Source organism: Shewanella sp. ISS20 (genome assembly GCF_056522965.1).
Window position 1 is genome coordinate 673,092 of sequence record NZ_JAWRZK010000001.1, and the last position, 21,550, is coordinate 694,641.

Below are 21,550 nucleotides of genomic sequence, written 5' to 3' on the forward strand. Positions count from 1 at the left end.
ATCACCATTAGCCATGCTGAGTGCAGCCAAGTTGCCATTAAGAGCCTTACTTAAATACTGACATTGCTATGTTAGCTCGCCACAGGATGCTGATACATTAAGGCGAGTTCTGTCGCCAACTTATAAAAGCGCCGCGCGAGTTCCTGATTAAGCCACCAATATCCCGCCAAATTAATATCAATGTCTTGCCCTAAATGCATAGCATTATTGCAATGCAGCAATTCAATATCAGCCTGCTGGATAAGCTCGAGAGTCATAGCTTGTTGTGGGCTGCTACTTGAAAGCGGCATTGCTGCTTGAGCTTCTGCTGGCATTGAGTGCGGCAGTTGGCTCGCTAAGGTAAACATCAACTGATTAAGTTGTAACTGCGCCGCGCATGCCGGCGCTAATTGCTGCCATTGAGTTTCAGTTAAGGTTTGCAGGCTATGGAGCATACGTTTATGAGCTTCGGTGATCTTGGCGAAATGCTCGTTTTTTACGCCACTTTCTTTAATGGCGTGGGGCAATATGCTGATTTGCTTGGTTAGTAGGGTTTTAAGCTCAGCTAACAACACGCTTGCTGCCGCGCTAGTTTGTTGATTTGTGATTTGTTCTAGCTGAGTTTGACGTAACTGGGTATGCGCTAAGTGCGCTTGATAAGCCTTGGCAGCGCTTTGCAGGATTTCGGCATTGAGTACATGAAAATGATGCAATGCCCGTATAGGAAACAGCACGCGACTGGCAAGCATGGCAAGCAACGCGCCCCAAATCACATTGATAGTACGTTGCCAGGCAACATCTAGATTTCCAGGTCCTGCGGTGGCCACTAAGGTAATAGTTAACGCACATAGCAACATGGCATAACTGTATTTACCGCGGGTAAAGTAAATGCTAATGGCTAACATCAATAAAAACAGACTGATATGTAGCACCATGGCGTCGGCCGGCAATAAATACAAAGATAAACCTAAGGCAGCGCCGGACAAGGTACCAATAATCCGCTGTTTGGCTTTACTTAACACTTCACCTAAGTAAGCGACTGAGCCCATCACCATGATAATGGTAATTAATGCCCATACGCCGTGAGGCACTTGGGTAAACGTTATGATGAGCATGGCAAGTGCTGTGGTAAAGGTTACCCTATAGGCATGAAACCAGGCGGGATAGCGTAAAATTAGAGGTTCTAAGTTAGGTAACGTCATGAAGAGGCTCATCATTTATCGTGGATACTGCGTCTATCCAATAGTAGCAATAACTGTTAAACCAAGTGCTATTAAATAAAATGAATCTAAATTTATCCGCGCTTTTTCAATAACAAGAAAATCAACAGAGGAAGCCATGGCGCTATGCTGATATAATCTTTAAGCATTTTGTCATTAGGTCGACATAGGTCGGCATGACTGACTTAATTTTCTTCTTTCTTTTCAGAGATAACCATGTCATTTACACAACTTGGATTAAGCCCAGAAATTACTCGCGCCCTGAGCGAACTTGAATATAGTCAACCGACTGAAATTCAAGCTCGAGCCATTCCAGAGGTGTTAGCCGGTGAACATTTAATCGCGGCAGCCCAAACTGGCACAGGTAAAACGGCGGCGTTTATTCTGCCATTACTCCAAATGTTTAAAGATTTACCGGCGATTAGACCTAAGCGTATCCGCGCCTTGGTATTAACCCCGACCCGTGAATTAGCATTGCAGATAGCCAATAACATCAACCAATACAGCCGCTATTTGTCACTCACCAATTTAGCCATGTATGGCGGCGTAGATTCACTGCCGCAAAAGAAAGCGCTGATTAACGGCGTTGATATTCTGGTGGCTACCCCTGGGCGCTTACTGGACATGTATACCCAACGCGCTGTGCATTTTGATGAGCTAGAAGTCTTAGTATTAGATGAAGCCGATAGAATGCTGGATATGGGCTTTATTGATGACATCAATCAGATTTTAGATAGATTGCCGCAAAACCGACAAAACCTGCTGTTTTCTGCGACCTTATCTAAGCAAGTGCGTCAATTAGTTAAAACCGTAGTGGCGCATCCCAAAGAGATTGCTATTACTCGTAAACAAGCCAGTAAAGACACCATTGAGCAGTGGTTGATCACGGTTGATAAAGATAAAAAGTCAGCCTTACTAAGCCACATGATCAAACAAAACGATTGGCAACAAGCGTTAATCTTTATTGAAACTAAGCAAGGCGCGGCCAAGTTAGTGAGCCAGTTAGAAAAGCGTGGCATTTATGCTGAAGCCTTTCATAGCGGCCGCAGTCAAGCCTCTCGCGAGCAAGTATTAGCCGACTTTAGCGCTGGTAAAGTGCCATTTTTGGTGGCGACGGGTATTGCCGCCCGTGGTATTGATATCGCCGAATTATCGCGAGTTGTTAACTATGACTTACCGCATCAAGCCGATGATTATATTCACCGTATTGGCCGCACCGGCCGCGCTGGCTTAAGCGGTGAGGCGATTTCATTTGTCTCTATGGATGATTTTAAGAACCTGTGCAGTATTGAGCGCCGGTTAGAGCAGTTAATTGAGCGCCGTGAAATAGAAGGTTTTGCGCCGCGTAAAGTAGTGCCTGTCTCGGTGCTGAATTTTGAGCCGAAAAATCAGGCGCCGCGCAAACCTAGTGCCAATCAAGAACGCCCAGTGCTGTCTGAATCTAACGGTACTCGCTCTAAAAGAATTACTAAGACCACTGGTCGCCAAGGTAAACCGGTAGCTGCGGCTTCAAGCACGCCTTATGCAAACAGCAATGAGCGGCGCAGTAACCCATGGGCAAGCACTCAGGCTGAAAGCGCTCGTCCTGAGCGAACCCGTTCTGATAAGCCGCGCCCAGCAAAGCCGGCTACGCCATCATCTAGCACAAGCAATAGCAATGGTGGAATGAACCCATGGCAAGCCGCCACCGATAAGTTTACTAAAGAGTAACTTTAAGTTTGCGCGACTCGTAATCACAAACACCGCCCTGTAGGCGGTGTTTGTTTTTATAAGTCTTGATGACAATAGGCCAGCTAAGCGCCAACTACATACCAACAACAGACTTAAACTATTAGCCAACCTCTTAGTACCATTGTTGCCTCAATGGCCACAACTCATTCATAATGACTTATTAGTTAGTTACTTAATGACGAATATACCTATGTCCGACAGTTTTTTATTGTTTAATGCCGATGACAAACAAGATGTTACTCATAAAGTATTACCTTGCTTTGACATAGATATTTTACCCAAAGCATGGGTTATCGAAGAGCCTGCAGAGTTTCCTCCTGAGAGCCGCGTGTATGCCTATGTTGATGATCAATTGGCACCGAGTATTATTGAGGCGGCCGTGGCTGGTGGCTGGCATTTAGCCATTTTACCGCACCCTAACGCCAGTCATGCTCGGCGCGGTTTTTGTTTGCAAAACAATCTTGAAAAAGCCGTCAATGGGGCAAAAGCCGCTAAAGCTAAAAAAGTCGATGTGCTGCGCTGTAACGGTCAAGTGGTGTTAAGTTCTGTGCTTCTCGGGCGCGGCTTTAACTTACGCCCAGGGGGGCAAAGTAGCCACTGGCAAGAGCGTTTAACTAAGGCGTGGGATAACATTATTCATGTCAATAACTTATTGCCGCAGCGCTTTACCTTTACCACGGCCAATGACAGCAGTTTTACCACAGCAGCCATTGGGGTGGTTGTGGTTGAACACGCCATCGGATCTATGTTGTCGCGTAATATTTTGCCCGACACCCATATTAATGATGGCATGTGTCACGCCATGATTTTAGCCCCAAGAAGCGTGATGGAAATGATTAGCTTTTTTATCACAGCGCCATTTAATCGGGTGATGAAACAACCTGAGTTTCTGGGGTTAGTGAAAACCAAAGCCATCACAATCACCAATGGCAAAGTAATGAGCTTTGATATTGATGGCCGTAATCAAGAAGCTGAGCAATTGGTATTAGAAACCGATTCGCGCAGCCTTAACTTGTTAGTTGGCGATTCACTGCCCGTATCTGACAGCGCAATTAGCAGTAAAGAGCAACGTAAAATCGACCGCTTGCCCGCTGGTGAAGCAATCATGGCGATGGCTGCGAAACATCTGCCATTAATCGCGCACGCTGCCACCGAAGAATTTAAGGACTTGTATCAACTGCTTCGGGAAAATGCGACGGCGTCCCCAGCGTTTTTAACCTTAATGGTGCTTTCAACCTTACTTGCCACCATAGGTTTGTATGCGAGCTCTGCCCCTGTGATTATTGGCGCTATGATTTTAGCGCCCTTGATGGCGCCGATTATTTCATTGGCCATGGCGCTCACTCGCCAAGATACCAACCTTTTAACCGGGAGCTTAAAAACCTTAGGCACAGGCTTAGTGATGGCGCTGGGCTTTTCGAGCTTTGCCTGTTTTATTATGCCGATGGAAGTGATTACCCCTGAAATTGCCGCCCGTTTAAGTCCGAATTTATTAGATTTGGGGGTGGCAGTAATATCAGGTATAGCTGGGGCTTATGCGCACGCGCGCATAGATGCCGCCAAAAGCTTAGCTGGGGTTGCCATTGCTGTGGCCTTAGTACCGCCACTGGCGGTTACTGGTATTGGTCTTGGTTGGCTTGACCTGCATGTTGCTTGGGGCGCGTTGCTGTTATTTTTAACCAACTTAGCGGGTATTGTGTTTGCGGCGGCCATTACCTTCCTCGCCTTAGGGTTTGCGCCTTTTACTCGCGCCAAGAAAGGCTTGGGCGTCGCCTTGATTGCCGTGGCTGTGGTCAGTATTCCATTGGTGTTCAGTTTTATGCGTTTATCTGAAGAAGCGCGCATAGTTACTAGCTTAGAAGGGGAAAGTATTGGTGATGTGACGCTGCGCCATATTAAAGCGCGCGCGGGCAATCCGGTGGAATTGTCACTGCAACTGGTCTCGCCTGAGACATTAACCAGTAGCGATATTGACGCCATTAAAGACGTGATCGAGCGCCAGCTTAAGCGTGACGTTACCCTAGAAGCGCAGATCATAGTGCGTCGCCAATAACATCAATTTACTTGGCTTAATCACTAATAATAAAAGCGGCAAAATTTGCCGCTTTTATTATTGTTAACTCGTTAAATACAGGTTTTCGCAAATGCTTAACCTAGCAAAAGGCTGCAAGCGCTGCCGCGCCTCATCGTTTGATGATATGATTGCAGCATACCGGGTGATGATGCCCAAGACGGATGTTGAGATACATGACTAGACTTTTTTCTGCTTTACCACCAAAAACTATTCTTGCGCTAGATACTTGTACCGAAGGATGCTCGGCGGCATTACTGATTAACGGTCAGCGTATAGCACGTTTTGCTGATGCTCCAAGAGAACATAGCCAGCGGTTATTACCTATGGTGGATGAATTATTGGTTGAAGCTGGCATTCGATTGGCGGACGTTGACGTGATTGCCTATGGTCGCGGCCCTGGCAGTTTTACCGGTATTCGTATTTGTACCAGCATGACCCAAGGCTTAGCTTTAGGGGCAGACTTACCTGTAGTAGGTATTTCTACCTTGCAGACCATGGCGCAGCAAGCCATTGAACAAAATGGTGGCACTCATGCGCTGGTGGCTATTGATGCCAGAATGAATGAAGTGTATTGGGCTGAATTCGTGGCTGAAAATGGTGTTGCCGTATTAGTGGGCACTGAGCAAGTGAGCGCGCCAGAGATGGTGACTTTAACTGCGGCTATTGAAGATACCCAAGTGTGCGGTACAGGTTTTAGCGCCTATCCACAATTAAGCGAGCGTTTTGGCGTACCGGCAGAAACTGGGGTGTTATTTCCTGAAGCTCAATATATGTTTCCACTAGCCCTTAAGGCTTGCGAGCAAGGGTTGGCAACCAGCGTCGATGATTTAGCGCCTGTGTATTTACGCGATACTGTGGCGTGGAAAAAGTTGCCTGGGCGCGAATAATTAATTTCAGTCATAGCCAGCCATACTTGCCAGTGACGTATAGTTAGTGAGGCATAGTTAGTGAGGCATAGTTAGTGAGGCATAGTTAGTGAGGCATAGTTAGTGGCGATAAGAGTGGCGCTAAGTTAGTGCTGTTAAGTTAGTGGCGCGTTAAGGAGGATTATCATGTTATCGCTTCAATCCTTATTTTACATAGGTCAGGCGCGGCGCGTTAGCTCATTTACCGCCACAGCTTTAGCTCATTATATCCATTTTCCTATACCTCCTATATCCCTAATATTTCCTATATCCACTTTGTTCACCTTAGGCTTAATATCCTATGGCGACTTAGTATTTGATGCCCGTACAACTGTTTTGTCACTGTTTAGTTCACACTTAGAATCAGCAAACTCTTTACTCGGACTTGACCTCAATGGCTATTAGTGTGGTGCCTAAATACGCTGTAGTGTCACGCGGCCGCTTTTTAGTGGAATTAGGCGTTGCATTATTGCTGGCCAGATTACCTATTATCGGCGTGCCATTTAACTGGTTAGAAAGTTATTTTCATGAATTGTCACACGCCTTAATGACAGTGCTAACCGGCGGGCAGGTGAGTCATATTCAATTATTTGTTAATGGCGCGGGCTTTTGTTTTAGCCACGGCGGCGCCCCGATATTCATTGGACTCAGCGGTTATCTTGGCGCCTCGTTATGGGGCTTGCTACTGTATCAATTGACTTTATGGCCTAAAGGCATTCGTTGGTGTTATAGCTTAATGTCGCTATTAGTGATTGGCAGCGCAGTATTATGGGCGCGTGATAGTCTCACTTGGCTTATTTTAGTGCTCTTAGCTGGACTGTTTATTTTACCGAGTCGTTTTGCCAATGCGGCGTGGTTATTAATGTTACTGCGCATTATCGCGTTAGTGGTGATGCTAAACGCCATTTTAAGCCCGCTAGTATTGTTGCAATACGATGGCCAAGGGGATGGTCAACTGTTAGCAAGTCTTACTTGGGTGCCAGCCATAGTGTGGGTGTGTCTGTGGCTTAGCGTGAGTATCGCCGCTGTCTATTGGTGTTGGCGGCGAGTTGGGGCATTTAGGGGGAAAGGCTCAGCCTAAACCTAACCCTAACCCCTCTCGCAACGCTTGCAAGGCATTGCCTTGTTCATGAGCGCCCATCAGCAAGTCCATTTGTAGTTAGCTACATACATGCTTTGCACTAAATATGGCGAACAAATACCGCGCTTTGACTTTGCAAAATGTTTGCAAATTCGTGCGGGCTTGTTAGTTTAGTGGCGGTTAATTCATCTTTTCTACACAGGACGTGCTCATGAAATTGCTTAAGACCTTAATTGCCGCCACCTTGGCGTTAACCTTGCTCCCCGCGAGTGCCAATGATGCCATTAATGTGGCTGTGAGTAGTGACTTTAGACAAGAGGCTAACGCTGCCCGTGATGGCGCGCGTCATCCTGCGCAGACCTTAAGTTTCTTTGAGATTTCACCTGAGATGACAGTGATAGAGCTCTGGCCAGGGGCGAGTGTATGGTACGCCGAAATATTAGGGCCACTATTAGCGCAAAAGGGTCAATATATTGCGGCGAACTTTAATACTCAAGGTACAGCCAATAACAAAAGTGAGGAGTTTTATCAGCAAGCGGGTAAAAAGGTTGAGCAATGGCTTAGCGATAATAGTGCTGATAGAGTGCTGACTTTTAGAAATTTACATAATTGGCAAATGGATCAGCAGTTAGATGCCGTATTCGCCGCTGTGGCCAAAGTGCTTAAACCGCAGGGGATTTTTGGGGTGGTTGAGCACAGAGCTAACCCTGGCATGTCAATTGACACTGGCTATATGCTGCAAGATGAGGTTATCGCCTTAGCAGCAAAACATGGTTTAGTGTTAGTGGCCGCCAGTGAAATTAACGCCAACCCTAAAGATACTAAAGATTATCCTAAAGGGGTGTGGACCTTACCGCCGCGCTTAGCCTTGGGTGAGCAAGATAAAGATAAGTACCTTGCCATAGGTGAAAGCGACCGCATGACCTTAAAATTCGTTAAAAAATAACTATGTCGATACCTATCTGGCGAGCATCTGCTCGCCTGCATCCAGATGAAGTAAGTTTAACTCTGCCACATATCACACTTGCCGGCTGTTATTGGCGCGGTAAATCTGGCCCAGAATTGAGTGTTACCGCACTTGGGCAAGAGTGCGCTCAAACCAATATGAAGGGCGAGGTGCTGCTCATTGCCTTACATGGCTGGTTAGATAATGCTCATAGCTTTTATCCGTTAGCTCAGTATTTAGATGACTATCCAATCCTTGCCATCGATTGGCCTGGGCATGGATTATCGCAGCATAGAAGCCTGGGCTATCCCTTGCACTTTTTTGATTATCTTTATGATCTTGCTAAGGTTATTGAGCATTGCCGCCATCAATTTACCCATATTGTGGTCATGGGGCATTCTCTTGGCGCTATGATAGCTAGCACCTATGGCGCGGCGCAAACCAGCGCTTTAGATGCCGCCATTTTACTTGAAGGTTTGCTGCCGATGGCAGAATCTAGTCAGCATGCCAAGGCGCGCTTACAACAGAGCTTATCTGCCCATCAAAGCGTCACTAAATCCATAGGTTATCAAAGTATTGAGTCAATGGCGGCCGCGCGCAGCAAACTTACTGGTCTGTCCAGTAAATGGAGTCATCTGTTGGTGGCAAGAAATGCGGTAGAATGCGCAGGAAAATTTTATTGGCGCACCGATCCACGCTTAAAGCGGGATTCCCCATGGCGCATGACGATAGAGCAACGCGAGCAGATTTTAGCCAACACTGAGTTACCTATGCTTTTGGTGCAAGCCGAGCAAGGGTATCACCAACTGAATGCGCAATTAGCCGCGGCTAAGCGCTGGTTTCCGCTGTTGGAGTCATCTTGTTTGCCAGGCTGTCATCATTTTCATATGTCTGCTGCTGAACTTGTGGCGCAAAAAATTAGTGATTTCATCCGCCAACATTTTGATCGCCCTCACTAATGTTTGAGGGCTAGGCAGCTTGTTAAATTTGTGTGATGATGATCAACATTAAAACGACTGTATGATTTTACCGTCGACATAATAACAAATAGCATTCGGTGGATCTCAAGGCGCCTAGTAACGCCTCTCACCGACGATTGATTAGGAGATACATTTAGTGAACCAACCTTGGATTCATCATTTACCGGCCGATGTGCCTGCGAATATTAACCCTGAAGTGTATAGCTCTCTGGTCGATATGTTTGAAAAATCAGTTCACACTTATGCCGATCAAAGTGCCTATGTGAATATGGGCGCCAATTTAACCTACCGTAAGTTAGAAGAGCGCAGTCGCGCCTTTGCCGCCTATTTACAAAATGAGCTAAAGCTTGAAAAGGGCGATCGCGTAGCGATTATGATGCCCAACTTGCTGCAATATCCGATAGCCTTGTTTGGTGTGCTGCGCGCCGGTCTAGTGGTTGTCAACGTTAATCCACTGTACACGCCACGTGAGCTTAAGCATCAGTTAATCGATTCTGGCGCTAAGGCCATAGTGGTGGTTTCTAACTTTGCCCGCACTCTTGAAGAAGTGGTTGATGAAACTCCAGTAAAGAGCGTCATCATTACTGGTCTTGGGGATTTATTAAGCCCACCTAAACGCACCTTAGTGAATTTTGTCGTCAAATACATTAAGAAATTAGTACCTAAGTATTCGCTGCCGCACGCGATTTCAATGCGCCAAGCGCTCACCAAAGGTCGCCGGATGCAGTATGTTAAGCCTGTACTTGGCCTTACCGATCTCGCCTTGCTGCAATATACTGGTGGCACTACCGGTGTCTCTAAAGGCGCTATGCTGACCCATGGCAACGTGGTGGCTAACGTGTTGCAAGCCGATGGGGCCTATTCGCCAGCATTAAAAGATGGCGAAGAGACAGTGGTTACTGCCTTGCCGCTTTATCATATTTTCGCATTTACCGTAAATGCCATGCTGTTTTTAAAGAAAGGCGCGAACAATGTGCTGATCACCAATCCGCGTGATATCCCAGCCTTTATTGACGATCTTGAGTCGCACCCATTTACTGCCTTAACTGGGGTCAATACCTTGTTTAATGCCTTAGTGAATAATCCTAAGTTTGCTGAATTAGATTTTAGTAAACTGAAATTATCCATAGGTGGCGGTATGGCTGTGCAGCGCGTTGTCGCTGATAAATGGCAAAACATTACTAAAACCCGTTTACTTGAAGGTTATGGCTTAACTGAAGCCTCACCATTAGTGACTTGCTGTCCTTATAATCTTGATGGTTATAACGGCTCCATTGGTTTTCCTGCGCCTTCTACTGATATTCAAATTCGCAGTGAAGAAGGGCAAGCATTGCCACAAGGCGAGCGCGGCGAATTGTATGTGAAAGGCCCGCAAGTGATGCAAGGTTACTGGCAGCGCCCAGAAGAAACGGCTGAAGTCATAGGCAGCGATGGTTATTTAGCCACAGGCGACATAGGTTACATGGATGAAAAAGGTTTCTTCTTTATCGTCGATCGCAAAAAGGACATGATTTTAGTGTCTGGTTTCAACGTTTTCCCCAATGAAGTGGAAGACGTGATCGCCATGCATCCTAAAGTGCTGGAAGTCGCCGCAGTTGGCGTTCCTCATGATGTCAGCGGTGAATTAGTGAAAATATTTGTGGTCGCTAAAGATAAATCGCTGACCGATGATGAAATCATCAAGCATTGTCGCCATCTTTTAACGGGATATAAGATCCCTAAGCTGGTAGAATTTAGGGATGAATTGCCTAAGACCAATGTGGGTAAGATCTTACGGCGACAGCTTCGTGATGAAGTGCAGCCTAAGGCTCACTAGATTGGCAAAACCGGCAATAGCCGGTTTTTTCTTTTCCGCTAACAGGAGTGTGTTTTGTTAGATTATTTGTATATCAGTGACCAAGTCAGTATCGATGCTTTAGTGGCACAATATCGTCATGCCCCATTACTGGTACTAGACACTGAATTTGTTCGCACCCGAACCTATTATGCCAAGCTAGGTCTCATTCAGGCCTATGATGGTAAGACGTTAGCGTTAATTGACCCAATTGCCGTGCCGGATTTATCGGGCTTCTGGGCGTTATTGCAAGACACTAACATAGTGAAATTAGTGCATTCATGCAGTGAAGATCTAGAAGTGTTTGCCCATTATGGCCAGTGCCAACCGGCGCCATTATTTGATAGCCAATTAGCCGCCGCGTTAAACGGTATGGGCCATGGGCTTGGTTACGCTAAGTTAGTGCAATCTTGCTTAGGGGTTGAGCTTGATAAAGGTGAGTCGCGTACCGATTGGTTAAAGCGTCCCCTCAGCCAAGCACAATTACAATATGCCGCCAATGATGTGTATTACTTATATCAGCTGTATCCGCAATTATTGGCTGAATTGAATAGTAAACAGCGACTTGACTGGTTATTTGAAGAAGGCCAGCGCTTAACCCAAGGGCGATTAACGCCAACGGATCCGCAATTAGCCTATCTTAAAGTAAAGAATGCCTTTCAGCTGAGTAGTGAAGAGTTGGCGGTATTGCGTGACTTAGCCGCTTGGCGTTTACATCGCGCCATTGAGCGTGATTTAGCCTTAGGCTTTGTGGTGAAAGATCATGTGCTCTTAGCCTTGGCTAAACGTCAGCCGAAAACGCTGGAAAGCTTATTAAGAATGTCTGAGCTTACTGACCATGAAAAGCGTGTCTTAGGTCAAGGGTTAGTCAATATCATCAATAAGGTCGATTTTAGCGATTGCCCTGAGCCGATTGATATTCTTGCACTGCAATCTGGCTATAAACCTGCATTTAAAGCCATTAAGACTGAGTTGCTGCAAGTGTGCGAGGCGCATCAAGTGCCAGAGGAGTTACTGGCCTCAAAGCGTCATATTCATGAATATTTAGCCTGGATTTGGCATCATAAGCAATTGGCTGAGCCTTTATTGCTGCAAGGCTGGCGCGCGCAATTATGCGCTGAGAGCTTGCAACAAGTGAAAGTACAGTTTATTCGCTAAGCGCTTGATACTTGGCTGCTAAGTTTGCAGTAAACAGGCATAAATAAAGGCGCATTAGGCGCCTTTTTATTAATTTTTATCGGGCAAGGTGACGTTTAACTCTAATACTGAGAGGTTATCGTCATTTTGATCTAACTGAAAACTGACTTGCTCGTCAGAGATAGTGATGTATTTACGGATCACATCGATAATCTCTTGCTTCATTTGTGGGAAATAATCCGGCATACCGCGCTCAGAGCGTTGGTGGGCCACGATAATTTGCAGTCTCTCCTTGGCGGTTACCGCGGTATTGGCCTTTTTACTGCTTTTGAAGTAATCGAGTAATGACATAGTTAGCTACCAAATATACGTTTCAAGAAGCTTTTCTTGGCTTCAGTGATAAACCTAAGCGGAATTTCTTGCCCAAGGAGGCGGTTAATAGTGTCTGCATAAGCCATACCAGCATCACTTTGATCATCCATGATGACAGGCACGCCTGAGTTTGAGGCTTTTAAAACCGCTTGCGACTCCGGAATTACTCCCAGTAACTCGATGGCCAGAATTTCTTCAACATCTGACACACTGAGCATTTCACCTAACGCCACGCGGCTTGGCGAATAGCGGGTTAATAACAGGTATTCTTTAATCGGCTCTAAGTTTTGCTCAGCGCGGCGTGATTTACTTTGCAGCATGCCTAAGATGCGATCAGAATCGCGTACTGAACTCACTTCTGGGTTAGTAGTGACAATGGCGATATCGGCATAATACAGTGCCATCATGGCGCCATTTTCAATGCCTGCAGGAGAATCACAGATGATGTAATCAAAATCTTGCGATAATGCATCTAATACCTTACCGACGCCTTCTTTCGTTAAGGCTTCTTTATCACGAGTTTGCGATGCCGGTAAAATAAACAACTTGTCACAACGCTTATCTTTAATCAGTGCTTGATTAAGATTAGATTCGCCATTGATAACGTTAACAAAGTCGTAAACAACTCGACGTTCACATCCCATGATCAGATCAAGATTTCGTAAACCGATATCAAAATCAATAACAACGGTTTTATGCCCAGCGAGAGCTAGTCCTGTGCCAATCGCTGCGCTGGAAGTGGTTTTGCCCACTCCACCTTTGCCGGATGTGACAACAATAATTTGTGCCATGTATTTATCCTTTATTTGCCTGCGTCCTACACAGGTATTGATTCAACTATCAGTGATTCGCCATCAAGACGAATACAACCGCTTTTAATATCGCTGTACTGCTGCAGGTTTTCTGATAACCAATATTGCCCAGCAATAGAAACTAATTCAGCTTGTAGATCATGGGCGAGAATAATGGCATGACGATCGCCATTGGCGCCTGCCATTGCCTTGCCTCGCAAGCTGCCATAAATATGGATATTACCATCGGCAATGACTTCAGCCCCATTACCGACAGCGCCAAAGACAATTAAATCGCCGTCTTTGGCATAAATTTGTTGGCCAGAACGAACATTCTGTCTGACTATTTTGGTGGTTCTTGGCGGTGGCGGTGGGCAAAATGCATCTTTACCAGCTTTAACTACCGCCACACCTAAATGTTTAGCTTCTAGATTATGGTTATTAGAAGCTGCACTTATACCAACGATAATAAAATCATGCGCCCGAATAATATTAAATAAACTGCTTAAGTCGAGGGCATGAGCCAATGGGTGACTTAAATTAACTATGATGGGCGCTTGCGCAAAAAACTGCGGAGCTTGAGCCACTTTAGCCGTTAATTCATCGGCTAATTGATTCAAGTCACTGCTGTTTATATAGAGCACCGAAAAAGTGAAAGTCGAGCCTTTTAATTCCAGGCTAGGTGTCGGCATCAAGATCGATTGCTCCCAAAAAACATTAGCTAGGCTAAATTTCTAGCCTTGCATTATAGCTTTATCATTATGATGTCATGTTATAGTGTGGGCCTTAGCCTGACAAGGTTTGTTAAACTGGAATTTAATGAAAATATGCTCTGTACCGTATATAAAAGCAGCCGTAAGGCCGATAGCTATCTCTTTGTAAAAAAAAGGGATGATTTCAGCGATGTTCCCGCTGAATTAATGACAATGTTTGGAACTGCTAAATTAGTCATGGTCATGTCACTTGATAAACGCGATCATTTGGGGATGGCTGATATTCATAAGGTTAGAGAGCAGTTAACTACCAAAGGATATTATTTACAGTTACCGCCGCCACCAGTTGATTTACTTAAAGAATACAAGCAAGGTCTAGCGCCAGCGAGTGAATAATAATAGTGACTATCTCGACTAAAATAGTGTGATGATACTCATGTTGATGACAAGGATGTTTAATGAAACTATATGTGCGTGCAGCAGTGTTATTAATTGGCATCACATCTGGAGTTTCTGCTAATTCACAGGCAAATCAGCCTGCTGAACAAAAATTTCCATCGCATCTTGCGCAGTTAACATCGGCGGTATTAGCTGATCCTCGCCATTCATTAGATAGCCGCGCGTTAGATAAGATCATGGTGGGGATTAAGCCTTACTTCCGCTACTCGGTAGCGCCTGCGCAGCAAACCACTGTTAATCTTGATACTTATCTTGCAACTCAAGTGCCTAATCACAAGGTTGAACGGGGCTTAGCCTTATTGCAAGAGCACCAAGGGCTGCTAGATAAAATCGGCGAGCGTTTTGGGGTACAGCCAAGGTTTATCTTAGCGCTCTGGGGCATTAAGTCTAATTATGGTGAGCAAGCGGGGCAGTTTCCGGTGTTAACTATATTAGCCAGTCAAAGCCAGAGCGATGAGGCGCAGCAAGCAAGCTTTATCGATGCTGTGGTGGCATTAGCGCAATCAGGGCTAAGCCCGCAAGATTTTGTGGGCAATAGAGACGCGCGCCTTGGACAAGTCGCTTTAACGGCATCGCAATACTTATCCTATGGTGTTGATGGCGATGACGATGGCAAAGTTGATATTTGCAAAATCATGCCGATATATTCGCGACCATAGCCAATATACTCAAGCAGCAGGGTTGGCAGCAAGAAGCCACTTGGGGACGCCAAGTGCAATTGCCCGTGGATTTTGATTTAAGCCAAGCGCAAGCACCACAAGCCTTTAGTTACTGGCAACAACAAGGCGTGCGCCGTTTTGATGGTACTGACTTACCAAACGTCGATAGCATACGCGCTAATGTAATAGCGCCTGATGGTATAAAAGGGCGCATTTATCTGGTGTATGACAACTATCGAGCCATCAATGCATGGCTTGATAATCACTATGACAGTATTTCAGTGACCTATTTATCAGAGCGGATCAAGTTTCCTCAACTAAAATAGTGTAAACTAGCCGACTTTTATCAAGTATCAAGTGGTCATGTATGTCGTTTTGGAAGCAAAAAAAGCTAGCTGAGTTTACCCATGAAGAGTGGGAGTCTCTGTGCGATGGCTGTGGTAAATGTTGTTTGAACAAACTTATCGATGATGAGACTGAGCAACTCTATTATACCAATGCGGCTTGTAAGCTTCTTAATACCGCATCTGGCGGCTGTCAAAAGTATGCCGATCGCTTTCAAGAAGTGCCTGAATGTACTCGCATTACCCCTGACAATATTGCTGAGTTGACTTGGTTACCGGATTCTTGTGCGTATCGCCGTATTTATCAAGAACGTGATTTGCCAAGCTGGCATCCATTATTAACTGGTTCTAAAACCGCCATGATTAATGCGGGTATGTCAGTGTCTGGTAAAGTGGTTTGTGAAAGCAAAGTCATAGATATTGAAGATCATATAGTGCTTTGGCCATTGCAAGACGTTGAATAACTACTCATTTTGGACTAGCGCCGCCGTTGTATTTATCGCGACACAGATAAACACGTAACGAGTTAGCCCAATGCCAAGTGCCATAAAAATGCCTAGCCTATGCGCTGGGCTTTTTTATGGAGACAGGTTTGTAGCTCTTGCTGAGTGACTGCCTGCGCGCCGATAAACTGCTCAATTAATTCACCAATTTTATGGGTTAGCCATGGCGGTCCATCATCTGTCATGTCATTGTGTTTTGCATCGATTAAGGTAACAACACATATAGCTTGGGACTGACTATTTGTTTTTGTGGGCAATACACCCTCATCCGCCGCAAAATCACTGGCTCTAATCGATAATATGTTAATGGCTGTAGTCGTTGGCAATGGCATTCTGCGATGATCTAAGGTGATCAACCGACTGATATAGTCATTTGGTTGGTTGGCAAGCCATGCAGATATATCGCCGCCATTGGAATGTCCTACTAACGTCAAATGGTCAAAATCAAACTCAGGCAGGCGCTTTTTCAACGTATCTCGCACAAAAGTTAAGGTTTGCGCGCCGCGTTGCCAATTTTCCTGACGGGTGACAAAAAAGTTACCTTGGGTAGCGAGCATAGGGTCGCTGGCTAATTCATGGGCTATTTCAACCACTAAATAGCCTTGCTGATTAAATAGCTGGCGAATAAAGGTATATTTAAGATGAGATACGCCGTAACCAGCACTGATAAACACCACAGGGCAGGGCTTGAGTGCACTGCATTGTGATGCGCTCTGCTGCGAGTGATGCAAAGGTTTAGTAATATTAATCGGGATAATGCGCTCTCGACTGCTATCAACTAATTGCTGTTGGTTAAGGCCAACATCAGCCTCAACCACAACCTCTATATCCGCACTATAAGCTCTTGCACTATAAACATAAGAGCCAGTGATAAATAGCAGGGCTATCAATACTTTTATCATATGCCTTTGCCTTTTTATATCAGTAGGATTTTTACATCAGTCTGAGTGATGGCTAGTAATATTTGCCCTGTATAACGGCTTGGCCATAATGACCCAGGCGATTAAATAGAGACTGAAACACACTTGCATCCACTGCGCCATGCTTAACCCTAACATGCTCCACACTGAATCTGTGCACATGCCCGTTGGCATAAGAACGGCTGGGAACCAGTCATGCAGCGGCATGAAACTTGGGAAGTTAGGTAAAAAATCACAAGTGGCAAAAGGGGATGGGTCTGATTGAATCGCGACTAACTCGGTCGCAATTTGTAATCCCCAGCCAGCACTCACCAGCCAAAGTAGGCCGCCTGCTATTCTCACTGTGCGCACTGGATAAATAATATTAATTAACGCCGCTACACCTATGCCAAATACGGCGAGGCGAATATAGACACACATGACGCAAGGCGCGAGTCCAAGACCATATTGAAAAAATAAGGCGGTGATTTCAAGGGCGAGGGCCGTTAGGCCAAGGATGGCCCATGAACGACGAGAATGGCTAAATTGGGTTAGCTGGTATTCGGTGATCACAACAACTCCTATCAATAAAAAACGCCCTGAGATCAGGGCGTTTGACTTTACTCGATAGTTATTAGGGCGGTCAACTTAATGTGAGGCAGCGCCGCTATTAATCACTTCTTGCACACTATGTTGGATTAAGAAGTTATTGTCATAAAAGTACTGAGTCATCTCCACTAAGAAACCTGTCTCAATGGTCACTAAGCCGACGACAGACAAGATGATGGTATAAGGCAACGCCATCCACACCATGCGTCCGTAAGATAAGCGGATGAGTGGCGCCAAGGCTGAGGTTAATAAGAACAAGAAGGCTGCTTGTCCGTTCGGTGTAGCTACCGAAGGTAAGTTAGTCCCAGTGTTAATAGCAACCGCTAATAAGTCGAATTGTTCACGGGTAATTTGACCATTTAGTAAAGCAGCTTTCACTTCGTTAATATAAACAGTACCCACAAACACGTTGTCAGACACCATAGATAACACGGCATTAGCAATGAAGAACACCACTAATTGTATGTTACCTTCAAAGCTCAGAGCCCACTGAATAACAGGCGCAAACAATTGCTGGTCAATGATCACGGCCACAACTGCAAAGAATACGGCCAATAATGAGGTGAAAGGCAGCGCTTCTTCGAAGGCTTTACCTAAGGCATGCTCATCGGTGACGCCATTGAACGCAGTACACAAGATAATGACAGTTAAGCCAATTAAGCCTACAGAGGCTAAATGCATGGCTAAACCTACCACTAGCCATACACCCACTATGGCTTGCACTATCAGTTTCATGTTGTCGCTATTAGTGCGGTGAGCATCTTCATGGTCGGCGTATTCACACAAAATTTTATGTACCGCTTCGGGCAACTGGGCGCCATAACCGAAGATTTTGAATTTTTCAACGGCCAAGCAAGTCAATAAACCCGCGAAAAATACAGGCACTGTCACAGGTGACATGCGAATAGCAAACTCAGCAAAGTTCCAATTAGCTTGCGCTGCAATAATCAGGTTTTGCGGTTCCCCCACCATAGTGCAAACACCACCTAAGGCGGTACCAACACCAGCATGCATTAATAAATTACGTAAATAACCCCGAAAGGCTTCTAATTCATTTTCATGTTCATCTAAGGTTTGGTTGTTATCTTGTGGCTGGTCATTGCTTTCACCAAAAGACATGCCAGAGGCAACCTTGTGATAAATGTTATAAAAACCAACGGCAACGGCAATGATTACCGCGATAACGGTTAATGCATCTAAAAAGGCTGATAAGAAGGCGGCGGCGGCACAGAACATTAGCGATACCGCTGTTTTGCTGCGCACCTTAGTGATTATCTTAGTGAAGCCAAATAGCAGCAACTGCTTCATGAAGTAAATGCCGGCGACCATAAACACCAGTAATAAAATGACCTCGAGGTTGGCTTCGATTTCATGCATGACTTGGTTAGGCGTTGTCATTCCTATAATGACGGCTTCTATGGCAAGTAAACCACCAGGTTGTAATGGGTAGCATTTTAATGCCATGGCCAAGGTGAAAATAAACTGTATAACTAATGCCCAACCAGCAACAAATGGGTCGATATAAAACAGGATCGGGTTAATTAGTAAAAATGCGAGGATTGTTATCTTATACCACTTAGGCGAACTGCCTAAAAAGTTTGAGATAAACGCCTGACTTAAGGTCACAGGCATGGCTTCCGTACTCCTAAATAATTTGAATATAACTAGCGGCTAAACTTGTGTTTGTTATCGCTAAATTCTAACGTAAAGTGCAAACTAATGTCATGTCAATGACGGGATAATTAGTCTAAACCTGATCTATACAACATAATGGCAGTATTTTAAAGATAAAGCCCATTTATCATAATTGTTAACTTTTAATTTATGATTTTTATGGATTTACGCTTTGGGTTTTCATTTTTGTCCCTTCTGGTATGATAAGCGCCAATATTAATGCAAGACCAAAGGATAGTGGGCTGATGATTATCGAAGCCAAAGGACCTGCAAGTTTTGCAGAGAAGTATATTGTGCGATCCATTTGGGAAGAAAAATTCCCGCCGGGCTCAATATTGCCTGCTGAGCGTGAGCTGTCAGAACTGATTGGTGTGACTCGCACCACGCTTCGAGAAGTATTACAACGTTTAGCGCGTGATGGTTGGTTAACTATCCAACATGGTAAACCGACTCGTGTTAACAATGTCTGGGAAACCTCAGGTCTTAATATTTTAAGTACCATAGCAGATCTAGACCCCGAAGGTTTTCCTACCTTAGTCGACCAATTACTGTCTGCTAGAACCAATATCAGCGCCATTTATTTCCGTGGCTGTATTCGCATGAACCCTAAGATTGCGACCGAAGTCTTGAGCGGTATTCATCAGCTTGAAGATACGGCTGAGGCTTATGCTGAATTTGACTATCAATTGCACCATACCATGGCGTTCTCTTCTGGTAATCCATTGTATGTGTTGATCCTTAATGGCTTTAAAAAGCTGTATAGTGGCGTTGGCCGTTATTATTTCAGCAGCAGCGAAGCGCGTTTATTAGCGCTAAATTTTTATCGCAAGCTGGAAATGTTAGCCCAAGAAAGCAACTATATGGATGTGCCTATGTTGATGCGCCATTATGGTATGGACAGTGGCAAAATGTGGTTAAAGCTTAGAGATGATATGCCTGCTGATGTTGCTCAGGAACTGAAATAACTACCGATGAACTCCCCTAACAACCACTAGACTCAGTGTTATGTTAGTCAGTTATCTTGAGTGGACTTATCAAGAAAATGCCCCAAAATGGAGCATTTTTTGTATTTGCAGTTTTCGATTAGCCTTAAGCCATTATGGCTGTGAGCGATGGGGCTTATCAGAAATCGGGCAACTGGCAATGATTTGGCGGCTACCATCGTCATTATGTTGCTCAATTCTCACGTCAAACTGCCACAACCTATGCAGATGACGCACCACTTCTTGGCAGGAATCCGCTAACGGAATACCTTGATGAGGCACGTATCTTAAGGTGATTGATCTATCTCCCGCGACATCCACTTGGCAGACCTGAATGTTGGGTTCCAAATTCGACAAGTTATATTGCTGCGATAAAGTATGACGGATATCACGATAACCTTGCTCGTCATGGATGGCCGACACAGATAAAAACTGTTTATTGGTGTCATCATGCACACCAAAAAACTTAAATTGGCGAATTAAGCGTGGCGATAAGTACTGGCTGATAAAGCTTTCATCTTTAAAGTTTTCCATGGCAAAGTGTAACGTCGTTAACCAATCAGTATCGACTATGTCAGGAAACCAGTGCCGATCTTCATCGGTCGGTTCTTCACAAATCCGTTTGATGTCCATAAACATATTAAAGCCTAACGCATAAGGATTAATGCCACTGTAATAACGGCTGTTGTAGGCCGGTTGCGCGACTACACCTGTATGGCTTTGTAAAAACTCCAACATAAAGCGGTCTGTCACTACGCCATCATCATAAAGATGATTCAATATGGTGTAATGCCAAAAAGTCGCCCAGCCTTCATTCATGACTTGAGTTTGCTTTTGCGGATAAAAATATTGCGACATCTTGCGTACAATGCGCACTAGCTCGCGCTGCCATGGCTCGAGCAGCGGGGCATTTTTTTCCACGAAGTATAAAATATTCTCTTGTGGCTCAATGGGAAAGCGTTGCTTCTGGCGGCGCTCGGTCTTGGAGCTATCGGTTTTTGGTATAGTGGTGCGCCATAAATCATTAACCTGACTTTGCAAATAGGCTTCGCGCTCACGTTGACGCGATTGCTCTTCTCGGAATGATATTTCCGCCGGGCGTTTATAGCGGTCCACACCATAATTCATTAAGGCATGACACGAGTCGAGAATGTCTTCAACTGCTCGCACTCCATGGCGCTCTTCACATTCGGCAATGTAATTTTTAGCGAACACTAAATAATCTATGATGGAACTAGCATCTGTCCAAGTTTTAAATAAGTAATTATTTTTAAAGAAACTATTGTGACCATAGCAAGCATGGGCAATCACCAGTGCTTGCATAGTAATTGTATTTTCTTCCATTAAGTAGGAAATACACGGGTTGGAGTTGATTACAATTTCATAGGCCAGCCCCATTTGGCCGCGTTTATAACCTTGCTCGGTTTGAATAAAGCGTTTGCCAAAAGACCAATGGGTATAACCTATGGGCATGCCAATACCGGCATAGGCATCCATCATTTGTTCCGCTGTGATCACTTCAATTTGGTTGGGGTAGCTGCTTAAGCCGTAATGAGCGGCAACTCGTTTAATCTCTTTTTGATATTGCTCGATTAAGTTAAAGGTCCATTCAGGGCCATCACTTAACGGTGTTTGCATTGTTTTAGGCATAAGCCCC

19 protein-coding genes and 1 pseudogene are annotated in these 21,550 nt (G+C 45.0%); 12 read left to right on the forward strand and 8 right to left on the reverse strand.

Going from position 1 to position 21,550, the window contains the following annotated elements; all coding sequences use genetic code 11:
* Positions 1–71: 71 nt before the first annotated feature.
* Positions 72–1,181: an FUSC family protein gene (locus tag AC1HDP_RS02985; protein WP_479637614.1), complete on the reverse strand. Its 1,110-nt coding sequence runs from the start codon at positions 1,179–1,181 to the stop codon at positions 72–74.
* A gap of 234 nt (positions 1,182–1,415) precedes the next feature.
* Between AC1HDP_RS02985 and AC1HDP_RS02990 the strand changes: the two genes are divergently transcribed.
* The 8 genes from AC1HDP_RS02990 to rnd all read left to right on the forward strand — a co-directional run bounded on the left by AC1HDP_RS02990 (position 1,416) and on the right by rnd (position 11,908).
* The gene (locus AC1HDP_RS02990; protein ID WP_479637615.1) at positions 1,416–2,909 is read left to right on the forward strand and encodes a DEAD/DEAH box helicase; all 1,494 of its coding nucleotides are present in this window, start codon (positions 1,416–1,418) and stop codon (positions 2,907–2,909) included.
* 211 nt (positions 2,910–3,120) lie between these two features.
* Positions 3,121–4,983, forward strand: a complete 1,863-nt coding sequence (locus tag AC1HDP_RS02995; RefSeq protein WP_479637616.1) for a TIGR00341 family protein — start codon at positions 3,121–3,123, stop codon at positions 4,981–4,983.
* 194 nt (positions 4,984–5,177) lie between these two features.
* Positions 5,178–5,891 carry a tRNA (adenosine(37)-N6)-threonylcarbamoyltransferase complex dimerization subunit type 1 TsaB gene (gene tsaB, locus AC1HDP_RS03000; RefSeq protein WP_479637617.1) on the forward strand — a complete coding sequence of 238 codons (714 nt, stop codon included), beginning with the start codon at positions 5,178–5,180 and terminating at the stop codon, positions 5,889–5,891.
* A 412-nt stretch (positions 5,892–6,303) separates the two neighbouring features.
* Complete coding sequence (locus AC1HDP_RS03005) at positions 6,304–6,990, forward strand: M50 family metallopeptidase (protein ID WP_479637618.1); 687 nt, start codon at positions 6,304–6,306, stop codon at positions 6,988–6,990.
* Between the two features lie 211 nt (positions 6,991–7,201).
* Positions 7,202–7,936, forward strand: a complete 735-nt coding sequence (locus AC1HDP_RS03010; RefSeq protein ID WP_479637619.1) for a class I SAM-dependent methyltransferase — start codon at positions 7,202–7,204, stop codon at positions 7,934–7,936.
* A gap of 2 nt (positions 7,937–7,938) precedes the next feature.
* A complete protein-coding gene (locus AC1HDP_RS03015) occupies positions 7,939–8,895 on the forward strand; it encodes an alpha/beta fold hydrolase (protein WP_479637620.1) in 957 nt (318 codons plus the stop codon).
* A 157-nt stretch (positions 8,896–9,052) separates the two neighbouring features.
* Complete coding sequence (gene fadD, locus AC1HDP_RS03020) at positions 9,053–10,732, forward strand: long-chain-fatty-acid--CoA ligase FadD (protein WP_479637621.1); 1,680 nt, start codon at positions 9,053–9,055, stop codon at positions 10,730–10,732.
* 54 nt (positions 10,733–10,786) lie between these two features.
* Positions 10,787–11,908 (forward strand): ribonuclease D, encoded by a 1,122-nt coding sequence (gene rnd, locus AC1HDP_RS03025; protein ID WP_140932410.1) that lies wholly within the window; start codon positions 10,787–10,789, stop codon positions 11,906–11,908.
* 69 nt (positions 11,909–11,977) lie between these two features.
* On the opposite strand, the gene minE is transcribed toward rnd, so the two are convergent.
* Genes minE through minC form a run of 3 tightly spaced genes read right to left on the reverse strand, consistent with a single transcriptional unit; the run spans position 11,978 to position 13,742 of the window.
* On the reverse strand, positions 11,978–12,238 hold the full coding sequence (gene minE, locus AC1HDP_RS03030; RefSeq protein ID WP_479637622.1) for a cell division topological specificity factor MinE: 261 nt from the start codon (positions 12,236–12,238) through the stop codon (positions 11,978–11,980).
* Positions 12,239–12,240: 2 nt separating this feature from the next.
* Positions 12,241–13,050 (reverse strand): septum site-determining protein MinD, encoded by an 810-nt coding sequence (minD, locus tag AC1HDP_RS03035; RefSeq protein ID WP_479637623.1) that lies wholly within the window; start codon positions 13,048–13,050, stop codon positions 12,241–12,243.
* Between the two features lie 26 nt (positions 13,051–13,076).
* The gene (gene minC / locus AC1HDP_RS03040) at positions 13,077–13,742 is read right to left on the reverse strand and encodes a septum site-determining protein MinC (protein ID WP_479637624.1); all 666 of its coding nucleotides are present in this window, start codon (positions 13,740–13,742) and stop codon (positions 13,077–13,079) included.
* 135 nt (positions 13,743–13,877) lie between these two features.
* Here minC and AC1HDP_RS03045 point away from each other — a divergent pair, with 135 nt between their 5' ends.
* The 3 genes and pseudogenes from AC1HDP_RS03045 to AC1HDP_RS03055 all read left to right on the forward strand — a co-directional run bounded on the left by AC1HDP_RS03045 (position 13,878) and on the right by AC1HDP_RS03055 (position 15,689).
* Positions 13,878–14,159: a YcgL domain-containing protein gene (locus AC1HDP_RS03045; protein WP_479639811.1), complete on the forward strand. Its 282-nt coding sequence runs from the start codon at positions 13,878–13,880 to the stop codon at positions 14,157–14,159.
* A gap of 239 nt (positions 14,160–14,398) precedes the next feature.
* A pseudogene (locus AC1HDP_RS03050) lies at positions 14,399–15,207 on the forward strand (lytic murein transglycosylase).
* Between the two features lie 41 nt (positions 15,208–15,248).
* A complete protein-coding gene (locus tag AC1HDP_RS03055; RefSeq protein WP_479637625.1) occupies positions 15,249–15,689 on the forward strand; it encodes a YcgN family cysteine cluster protein in 441 nt (146 codons plus the stop codon).
* Positions 15,690–15,781: 92 nt separating this feature from the next.
* Here the strand turns inward: AC1HDP_RS03055 and AC1HDP_RS03060 are convergent, their stop codons facing one another.
* The 3 genes from AC1HDP_RS03060 to nhaB form a co-directional block, all read right to left on the reverse strand.
* Positions 15,782–16,630, reverse strand: coding sequence for an alpha/beta hydrolase (locus AC1HDP_RS03060; RefSeq protein ID WP_479637626.1), 849 nt, complete (start codon positions 16,628–16,630; stop codon positions 15,782–15,784).
* 36 nt (positions 16,631–16,666) lie between these two features.
* The gene (dsbB, locus tag AC1HDP_RS03065) at positions 16,667–17,200 is read right to left on the reverse strand and encodes a disulfide bond formation protein DsbB (RefSeq protein ID WP_479637627.1); all 534 of its coding nucleotides are present in this window, start codon (positions 17,198–17,200) and stop codon (positions 16,667–16,669) included.
* 75 nt (positions 17,201–17,275) lie between these two features.
* Positions 17,276–18,868, reverse strand: a complete 1,593-nt coding sequence (nhaB, locus tag AC1HDP_RS03070; protein ID WP_479637628.1) for a sodium/proton antiporter NhaB — start codon at positions 18,866–18,868, stop codon at positions 17,276–17,278.
* A gap of 287 nt (positions 18,869–19,155) precedes the next feature.
* On the opposite strand from nhaB, the gene fadR reads away from it, so the two are divergent.
* Positions 19,156–19,875, forward strand: coding sequence for a fatty acid metabolism transcriptional regulator FadR (fadR, locus tag AC1HDP_RS03075; RefSeq protein WP_479637629.1), 720 nt, complete (start codon positions 19,156–19,158; stop codon positions 19,873–19,875).
* Positions 19,876–20,007: 132 nt separating this feature from the next.
* Here the strand turns inward: fadR and AC1HDP_RS03080 are convergent, their stop codons facing one another.
* Positions 20,008–21,543, reverse strand: a complete 1,536-nt coding sequence (locus tag AC1HDP_RS03080; protein WP_479637630.1) for a SpoVR family protein — start codon at positions 21,541–21,543, stop codon at positions 20,008–20,010.
* Positions 21,544–21,550: the final 7 nt, after the last annotated feature.